The organism is Ruegeria sp. J8 (genome assembly GCF_056531925.1).
The window spans coordinates 1-8817 of the sequence record NZ_JBQFMR010000026.1; the positions used below are offsets into that span (position 1 = coordinate 1).

General features: G+C 53.5%; 8 protein-coding genes. 1 reads left to right on the plus strand and 7 read right to left on the minus strand.

Going from position 1 to position 8817, the window contains the following annotated elements; all coding sequences use genetic code 11:
- Positions 1 to 367: 367 nt before the first annotated feature.
- The 7 genes from ACR0L1_RS23540 to ACR0L1_RS23570 all read right to left on the minus strand — a co-directional run bounded on the left by ACR0L1_RS23540 (position 368) and on the right by ACR0L1_RS23570 (position 5896).
- On the minus strand, positions 368 to 1450 hold the full coding sequence (locus ACR0L1_RS23540; protein ID WP_480861091.1) for an HlyD family type I secretion periplasmic adaptor subunit: 1083 nt from the start codon (positions 1448 to 1450) through the stop codon (positions 368 to 370).
- The gene (locus ACR0L1_RS23545; RefSeq protein ID WP_480861093.1) at positions 1450 to 1671 is read right to left on the minus strand and encodes a hypothetical protein; all 222 of its coding nucleotides are present in this window, start codon (positions 1669 to 1671) and stop codon (positions 1450 to 1452) included. Before ACR0L1_RS23545 ends, ACR0L1_RS23540 begins: the two co-directional genes overlap by 1 nt.
- Complete coding sequence (locus ACR0L1_RS23550; RefSeq protein ID WP_480503609.1) at positions 1671 to 2111, minus strand: ATP-binding cassette domain-containing protein; 441 nt, start codon at positions 2109 to 2111, stop codon at positions 1671 to 1673. The genes ACR0L1_RS23545 and ACR0L1_RS23550 overlap by 1 nt, the downstream gene beginning before the upstream one ends.
- Positions 2112 to 2116: 5 nt before the next feature.
- Entirely contained in the window at positions 2117 to 2503 is a 387-nt protein-coding gene (locus ACR0L1_RS23555; RefSeq protein WP_480503610.1) for an ATP-binding cassette domain-containing protein, read from the minus strand.
- Positions 2504 to 2506: 3 nt separating this feature from the next.
- Positions 2507 to 2761 carry a hypothetical protein gene (locus ACR0L1_RS23560; RefSeq protein WP_480503611.1) on the minus strand — a complete coding sequence of 85 codons (255 nt, stop codon included), beginning with the start codon at positions 2759 to 2761 and terminating at the stop codon, positions 2507 to 2509.
- A 359-nt stretch (positions 2762 to 3120) separates the two neighbouring features.
- Entirely contained in the window at positions 3121 to 3477 is a 357-nt protein-coding gene (locus ACR0L1_RS23565) for a hypothetical protein (protein WP_480503612.1), read from the minus strand.
- 193 nt (positions 3478 to 3670) lie between these two features.
- Positions 3671 to 5896, minus strand: coding sequence for an Ig-like domain-containing protein (locus ACR0L1_RS23570; protein ID WP_480861096.1), 2226 nt, complete (start codon positions 5894 to 5896; stop codon positions 3671 to 3673).
- A gap of 535 nt (positions 5897 to 6431) precedes the next feature.
- Between ACR0L1_RS23570 and ACR0L1_RS23575 the strand changes: the two genes are divergently transcribed.
- A partial coding sequence (locus ACR0L1_RS23575; protein ID WP_480861098.1) for a DUF5801 repeats-in-toxin domain-containing protein occupies positions 6432 to 8817 on the plus strand: 2386 nt, incomplete at its 3' end.

The following is an 8817-nucleotide window of genomic DNA, read 5'->3' on the forward strand; positions in this document are numbered from 1 at the left end:
GGCGACGTTAAGCACTTGATCCGGGGGATCAATTTTAGTCTGACCGGGCTGTGTAGGGGATTTCTGACGCTGGTTGCGGGAGCAGGATTTGGCCTTTGCCGAACGTCCGCAAAATTGACGTCCTAACGATACTGCTGTGCACAGTTTTTAATTCATCATGATGAGTTGAAAAGTTTGGTTCAATAGAAGTCGGCGAACGAGTTGGCGTTAAAAGGTCACCCAAATCTCATCGGCTTTCTTTTCCTTTGAGAACGGCGTAGTCCAAGACTGATATACTTTAGCGCAGCCCTGATCAGAGCCGATACAGAACATTATCGTAATTGGAAGATTGGACGTGTGCACCACCGGCATTATTGGGGCCGGTGATTTAATCCTCGCGAAACGCACGCTGAAAATACAGGGTGAGCGGTTGCGTCAGATAACTTAGCGGAGTCCGGTTCTCGGTCTTGAGGAAGGCTTCGGCCGGCATGCCTGGAACAAGTGAGACATTTTCCAAAGCCTCGACCGCGGCCGCTTCGGGCATGAGGATCGCTTCGTAGTACGCTACGCCTGTGGCTTCATCTTGTGCAGCGTCAGCGGCAACGCGGACGACTTTCCCCGCAACTTCCGGCGTCGTGCGTCGATTGAACGTCGTGAACATCAGCGAAACGTCCTGACCGGTGTAGACCTGCTCGATATCTGTCGGTGAGATCCTTGCGGACACGTGAAGCGGTTGATCCCCTGGCACGATATACATCATCGGATCGGCTGCCCGAACTACAGACTGTTCCGCAAAGACGCTTGATCCAAAGGTAATGCCGGCGACAGGCGCCCGGACATCAAGGCGGGACAGCCTTTCGATAAGCCCAAGGCGCTTCTCGACCAATTCGAGTTCATTGTAACCTAAGTCCCTTAGTCGGCTTATTGCTTCTTCGCGGCGTTGGTCAAAAAGAGTAAGTCGCTGGATTTCCAAGCCTGATATCTTTGCGCGCGCCTCGGCGACGCGCGCCGTCAGACTGCCGATTTCTCCTTCGAGCCTAGCTTGGGCGCGTTGCAATTCAAGAAGGCGCGACGCTTTCGTCAGCCCCTGATCAAAGAGGTTTTGTACATCAGCCAGTTCCTGCTCGATGAGCTTGAGTTGGCGATCAAGTGCCCTGCGCTGCGCCTCTACGCCTTCAATTTGCTGTGCAACTTGAGCTTTCTGTTCAGAAATTTGCTGGGCGTTCTGCGCGAGTGATATGCGACGCGCTTCAAAAAGACGTTTCTGCCCTTCCATTTGCTCTGTGATTTTGCCCTCAGGCACTAACATCAGGTCTGGAGGAGTGTCGAATGTCACGCTCTCAGTGTCGTCACGCTCGGCTTCGAAGCGCGCCATGCGCGCGAATATTTCCAAGAGCTGACCTTCGACGATCTCGAGTTCATTTTTGAGAAATGTATCGTCGAACCGCACAAGCACATCGCCGGCAGCCATTAGATCGCCATCGCGCGCGAAAATAGCCCAACCACCCCACCGTCTGGATGCTGGATCGCCTGCCGCTCGCTTTCAACCTCGATCACCCCGGAGGCCACCACGGCACCGGCAATCTGCGTGTTGACGCTCCAAACCCCAAGGACACCCAACATCACGATGATCGCCGTTGCACCAATTGTGGTTGGCACGACGGCACTCCAGCTCTCTTTATGTTCTGACATCAGCTTGTCTTTCCGCTGACGACGCTTTGAACCTGGTTGGCATTCTTCAACGTCGACTTAAAAACTTCGTCTCGCGGGCCCTGCGCCGCGACTTTACCCTGGTCCAGAATAACCATGTTGTTACACTCTGAGATCGCCGTCGATCGATGGGTCATAATAACAACAGCTCTGTTGTCCGCCTTCATTTCCCGCACGACCGAGTTCAGGGCCTCAGATCCATCAGCATCCAGTGCCGAGTTCGGCTCGTCGAGAACCAAAAGCACAGGGTCGCGATAAAGCGCGCGAGCCAATGCAAGCCGTTGCTTTTGTCCACCCGACAATTGCGCATCGTGGGTTCCGATCCGAGTATTGTACCCGTCGGGGAGTCTCTGAATAATGTCGTGCACTCGCGCTTTTTTGGCGGCCTTGATGACAAGTTCAGAATCCGGGTTTAGGTCCATTAGCGCTATGTTTTCGGCGACACTACCTTCAAAAGCACAACGTCCTGTGGAAGATAGCCAATGTGCCGACCCAATTGATCCGGGCCACAATGTTCCAGCTTAGCCCCATTTAGACGCACCTCACCGGCGACGGGCGTCAAAAGACCTACGATCGCGCGGGCAAGAGTGGTTTTGCCGGAGCCGCTCTTTCCGATTACACCGAGCGATTCTCCTGGCGAAACCTCGACCTTCACGTATTTCAGGATCGGTTCATCGCCTCGGCGGACAACAAAAGACACATTATTGACAGGGAGTTTGGCCCCGGGTTGCGATAACTCAAGAGGTGGCTCACGCTCGCAGTTGTCGGCAAGATAGGTATTCAGGCGCTTCCCGCTAGAAAGCGCATTCTGCACGATTTACCAGCTTCCAAGACTCTGCTCGACCGGTGCGAGAGCACGGCCCATCAGAATAGAGGCCGCAATCATGGCTCGTGCGCTGATTTCATTTCGTAAAACGAGCCAGGCGCCAACCGCCAGATTTGCAGATTGAAGGAAGAGCCTGAATGCTTTGCTACTGGCGGTGAAAGAGCCCGTCCAATCGGTGGCAGCGATCGTACGTTTAACACCTTCCGCTCGCATGTCTTGCCAGCGCTTTACCATTGCTTGCGACATGCCCTGTGCCCAGATGAGTTCGCCCCCTTCTTCGGCTTGAGCCGCGAAGCGATCTGCCCGGTGTGAGAGCCCGTTGGCCTCGGTAAGCCTTTGTAAGTTACGAATTGGTTAATGAAAGCGACAGCGATCAGAGTCATGCCGCCTGCGCCGGCCATCCATCCCAGATAGGGATGGAAGATAAAAATGCAGCCGATAAAAATGGGGGTTCATGGAAGATCAAGTAGCGACAAGAGAACTGGAGCTGTGAAGAAAGTTCGAATTGAGGCCAGCGCGTCGAGCGGGGCGGTCTGCTTATGTTGTCCACCATGTACGGCGGTGTCTTCAAGTACGGCTCGGAAAACGGACTCGTCGAAAGCCGTCTAAAACCGGGCACCGGCACGCGCAGCGATGAGTCCGCGGGCAAACTCGATGAGCCCGTAAAACAGGTAAAGAATCGCGACAAGACCGAACAAAACAACCAGGGTTTCCTCTGACCGAGAGGCAAGCACCCGGTCATAGACCTGAAGCATGAAGAGAGGCCCTGTCAGCATCAAAAGGTTGGTGAAAATGCTGAAAACGATGACCGTTGCGACAAGCCGACGAATATGCGGTCGGATCTTCTTAGGTTTGTCGCCACCGGTAGTCGAAACCACAAGAGATGCCCGCCAATACATTCTGTAAACGACAGTGGTTTTAAAACCGGCTCCATCCCAGCACAAAATAGGTAGGGTTCTCAAGGAAATTTCCCTAAAGGAGTCGCGAGGGTGTCATTGCAAACTTGTCTGCTTTGCCCTTAAGTTGGCAGCCTCCTAATATCTGTCTCAATTATCCCGATTATTCTGCAGAAGTTTTACCAACCAAAGCCCGCCCTCGTCTCAAACCTGTTCATTCCGACAGAGCCAACGGCGCTTACTGTGCTAAAATTGCAGATTAGGCGACCCCGAAGACTACATCGTCACTTGTCAGGTACAGAACATTATCAAGATGGATTGAGCCACCGGAATACTCTACCAAAACCCCAGAATCCTGCGTCGTGACTGTCAGGTCGTCGATCGACGTCTCTGGACCGCTGAATGCAAGTACATCTTGTCCGTTCGTGAAATCAGAAATCTGGTCATTTCCGTTGGAGCCGTCGAAGTCGAAATAGTCATCTCCGTCACCGCCGAACAAGACATCATTTCCGCCGCCCCCGAAAATGTAATTGTCGCCATCATTGCCAACTATCGTATCATCGAAAGAAGAGCCAATAGCGTCTTCGATCTCTGTCCCATGAGCGATAGCAATGTTGTTGCTACCTGACTGGCTAACGGTACTAAATGAACCCTCGCGCAAATCGATTTCAACGCCGTGCGTTGAAGCTGAGAGGTCGATGGCATCATGCCCACCCGCATCCCAGATTATTTCCACAGTCCCGGACAACGCATCGAAGTCATATACGTCGTCGGTTGTTCTAGTGGTCGCGTTGGCTCCATATAAATATTGGATAGCCGCGACGTCATACAATAACATCGAACTTGCCTCGCCGTCGAAGGACGGATGCACATAATCCGACATCACAGTATATTGCCGATTCAACTCATCAAGCGGCAGGTTTTCTGGGTGCTGAAGCCCCAATACATGCCCGATTTCATGAATCAGCGTTTTATATTCCTCAGTCCCAGGCTCAAAAGAGAGTCCTGACAATGATGAATCGATCCAAACATCTCCGGCAGGTGCACCAACGGTATAGGCATTCGGATAATAGGCTAACCCTCGGGCGGACCCGCCGATATCCGCGATCCCAAACACTATGCTGGCTTCTTCAAGTGGGGCTTCGACGAACGTAATGTCCGCGAACTCCGAAATACTGGAAAGCGCGCTACGCGTAATCGCCTGCATTTCTGCCGTGAAAGCTTCGAAGTCCGTCCAGGCAAAATGGCCGTCGTGGTAATAATCCGGTGTCGCAGTAGCGAACGAATAAGTTACAGTGATGCTTGTCCCGACCGGATCGTTGGGGTTCAGCCGATACTCGTCTCCAGCAATCAGCCCTGTAACATAATAAGGGACATCCGGCTCTGAGGCACCCTCGACTTCTATTGTCACAACTGCGGAAGAACTACCTCCGTGACCGTCTTCAACTGTATAGCTGAAAGTGTCAGTTCCGACGAACCCCATGGCGGCGGTATAGCTGAACGTCCCGTCGGCGTTCACAACGACCGATCCATTGTTGGCGCTGACAGCATCGTATTGCGTAATGGTCAGCGTATCACCATCGCTGTCGCTGTCATTGTCGAGAATACTGGCCGAACTCTCGAGAGTTTCACCCTCAGCGGCCATAAAGGTATCGTTGACAGCGACTGGGGCTGAGTTGCCGTCTACAATCTCCATCGTCACCTGCGCTGTCGAAGTGCGCCCTTGGTCGTCAACAACGGTATAGCTGAAAGTGTCCGCGCCAGAGACCCCTTCATAAGGAACATAAGTGAGGGTCCCGTCTTCGTTAATTGTTACTGCACCGGACACACCTTCCGTTACAGAAGCTATTCGCAATCCCGCGCCAAGGTCATTCGTCAGAACAGCTAGAATCACCGACCCATCGCTCTGCACCGACCCATAGTCGTCAAGCGCTTGCGGCGAATCAGCGTTAGAATCGTCAGGCGTTTCCAAGTCTACGACCAACAAATCTATGTCAGAAAAGGACAGCACCTCGACATCTATCAGGTGGTCTCGCTCGCCAGAAGAAGAGGTGACATAAATACTTTCACCCACTATTTCGAATGAGTAGTCTTCCAACTTCCCTTCAAAGCGAACGGTGTCATACCCCTCGCCACCATCGATCAGGTCAAATCCCTCACCCCCCGACAAGGTATCGTCCCCGGCAAATCCCAGAATCGTGTCGTCGCCATCCAAGCCAGAAAAAATGTTGTCCCCGTCGTTACCTTCGAGAATATTATCAAGCTCATTGCCGGTGCCGTTAAGATCGTCGACGCCGTCCAGGAAAAGATTTTCCACATTGTCGTCAAGCGTATAGTCCACGCTGGAGAAAACGGAATCTATACCGCCATTCTTTCTCTCGCTAATGGAAATTCCCGAGGAATTAATAAAATAGGTATCGTCCCCGCGCCCACCTTTTAGCACGGTATTGCCGCCGTTACCGGCGCTGCCCTTGCCCTTAGCCATTTCTTGCCCTCAAACTTCCCGCTTTTGTGACTTTTGCGGTTGGATTGTTGATAAAAGACGAACAATGATGGCCGCAAGAGCCGCCAAAGTTTCGGCAATTTTTGGGCGGGAATTTGCTCGGAAAGTAGGCAAAAAATCACCTAGCGACACCTACCTTTACGCGAACTCTTCGCGCTTCACTCGCCTGAGCGATTGAAAACATTGAGAAATTTGGAATCCTGTGGTAGCGTGCTGTCACAGTTTGAAGGAGAACCTATTATCTGGCATGGGGGTGCCAATGTCGCGGTTCATATCTCTTAAAGTCAAAAAATCGAAATTGTAGAAACCTTAGCCGTGCGAATCCGTTTCAGCGGTGCACGGCCTTATTGTGACTTTATCTGGCTCATCATCTGCCCCCCAACAAAGCCGTCTCCTTCTGAGCACATTATTGCGTCTGGATTGACTGCTGGAATCTGAAGTTATCCGAGACATAAAATTTGAGCGGTTCATCTCGGTGTCTTCATTGCTTCCAGTGTAAACCATTGGGGGAAGTGTTATGGCACTTACGATTAATATTGACGGCATTACTGGTATTGATGAATCCCTTGGTGACCAACAGCAAGACATTGTTGGAACCCCTGCCGTTTTCCCGACTGATGTAGAGTCGGTTTTCAACACCGCGTTGGCGGCCTATAGCGCAACGGTCACAGGCTATAGCGTGGCAGTCGGTGATGCGATTGAGATCGCGGGCGATCCCACTGACGGGACCGGCGGCAATGATGTGCAGATCACCGCTGATCCTCCGATCACTGGGCTGAGCCTGACCGATGACAGCGGGTTCTTATTCGATGGTACGTTTGATTCCGGCCTCGACTCGCTTGCGGGAAACAACATCAACCTCTTGTCGGCTGCGAACGACAATGTCGTTTTGGGAATTGATGCGATCACCCAGGAAGTCATCTTTGCGATTTACCTGGAAGAAGTCACTGATCCGGTCAGCGGCAATATCATCGGCGGCGACTTCTGGATCGCCTTGTTCGAGCCGATAAAGCATCCGGATGGGAGCAACCCCGACGATGTTGTGGACTTAGCCAACAAGGTCTTTGTCTCGGCCGAGCAGGTCATCGACTTTTCATTCGAGGGTGCTCCGTCCGGCCAGAATGAATTCATGGCCTTCAGTTCGGGGAATGTCACGATTGTGGCCTCCGGCGAGGCCAACGGCGATTCAGTGAACAGTGGCCAGGGTGCCAATCTGGGCGACGGTTCAGATAAAACCGCGCTTGGCACCAACTCACAGGACATTGGCGCTGGCGAGATTTTGAACTTCAATTTCACCACTGGGTTTGACCCCGAATATATCGTACCCGGGCTGACCCCCACCGAGGCCAGTGACCAGAACAACATTCTATTCACGGACGTGTTCCAGACGACCGGTGCGGCGTTCAATGTTGTGAAGGTCACTGGAGGTGGCCCAACCACAAACCCCTTGGTCCATCTGTCTGCGTGGAATACCGAAGGCGCGGGCCCAGGTCTTGAGACTGGAACGGATTTCATATCCGGCCATAGCGATGATGTTCAGGTGAATATTACCGCAGTCTTCGTGAATGGTGTCGACGTCACCGGTGACCCATCAATGGTCACCGATAATGGCGATGGCACATTTACCGTAATCGGCGCGGTTGAAAATGACCGGATCAGTATCGTGGCCCCGTCCTTCAACCGGATAGCGATCAAAAACGGCGGCGACGATCAGGTCGCGTTCAGTATTCAGGCCTTCAGCCTTGAAAGCACTTCCTCCGAACGGGCCGAGGCGGGATCCAAGCTCGATTTTTACGATGATGGTCCCTCCCAAGGCGCGCAGGATGTCAATCTGACAGTTTATGAGGACGCCTTGACCGGCGGCAATCTTGACGGCACGGGTGACGTGCTGGTCGCAACTGACAACCTGAGCGGCATATTCCAATCTGGCCAGGACGCACCGGGCCTGGGTTTTGGCGCAGATTCGACGAAAGACGGAACGACGCTGAACAGTGACGACGGTCAAACGTTTGACGTTGAGGTGAATAAAGGTGTTAACGTCGACGTGGGCGGCACGACCTATAACGACGAAGTCATCCTGTCGATCAGCAACACCGATCATCTCCGGATTCTCGTGAATACCGACGGAGATATCCGGCTGGAACTGCTCGCCGCTGTCGAGCACGGCGCGGTAACGACGGGCAACCCCGACGACGACATCCTTGGGATTGGCCTTGGGGAACTCTTCGAAGCCTTTGACGAGGATGGTGACAAGCAGAATTTCTCAGCGAATGATGTCCGCGGCCTCATTGAGGACGACGCACCCCTCTTTGACATTGAGCTTGGTACAAGTGGATTGCAGACAGACGACGCAGATCTGGCAGGCGGTCCGGACACCGACACCAAGGGCGTCGACGAATTGTTTACGGTCGAAACCAATTCACCGGGTGCCGACGGCAATGGTGGCCTTGTCTACTCGTTGGCATTGAGCGCTGCCTCAGTTACAACAACTTTGAAGGACACCGCCACCGGCAACACCGTGTACCTGTTTGACGAACTCGGCGACATCGTCGGTCGTGAAGGTACGGATGCCTCTAACGCCGCAACCGGCGACGTCGTGTTCTCGGTCTCGGTCAACAGCAGCACCGGCGCCGTGACGCTGACCCAGGAACGGGCGGTCGAGCACAGTTCGGCTGACACTGAAGCGCCCTATAACGGCGACACTGTCGGGCTGGGTCTTGGCGCCGGGGATTACATTAACCTGGTCGGCACGCTCAGCGATACTGAGACCCCACCGGACCAAGCCACCGATGCCGTCAACATTGCGCCTTCCATCTCGTTCACCGATGACGGGCCGGCCTTTGAAATGGAATTGGGCACCGCGGTCCTGCAGACGGATGACGCCGATCTGACGGGTGGGCCGG

What these genes read in the sequence shown, in the direction of transcription:
- ACR0L1_RS23560 (WP_480503611.1), bottom strand. Translation starts at nt 2,761, where the DNA reads ATGTCGCAAGCAATGGTAAAGCGCTGGCAAGACATGCGAGCGGAAGGT.
- ACR0L1_RS23570 (WP_480861096.1), bottom strand. Translation starts at nt 5,896, where the DNA reads ATGGCTAAGGGCAAGGGCAGCGCCGGTAACGGCGGCAATACCGTGCTA.
- ACR0L1_RS23540 (WP_480861091.1), bottom strand. Translation starts at nt 1,450, where the DNA reads ATGGCTGCCGGCGATGTGCTTGTGCGGTTCGACGATACATTTCTCAAA.
- ACR0L1_RS23545 (WP_480861093.1), bottom strand. Translation starts at nt 1,671, where the DNA reads ATGTCAGAACATAAAGAGAGCTGGAGTGCCGTCGTGCCAACCACAATT.
- ACR0L1_RS23550 (WP_480503609.1), bottom strand. Translation starts at nt 2,111, where the DNA reads ATGGACCTAAACCCGGATTCTGAACTTGTCATCAAGGCCGCCAAAAAA.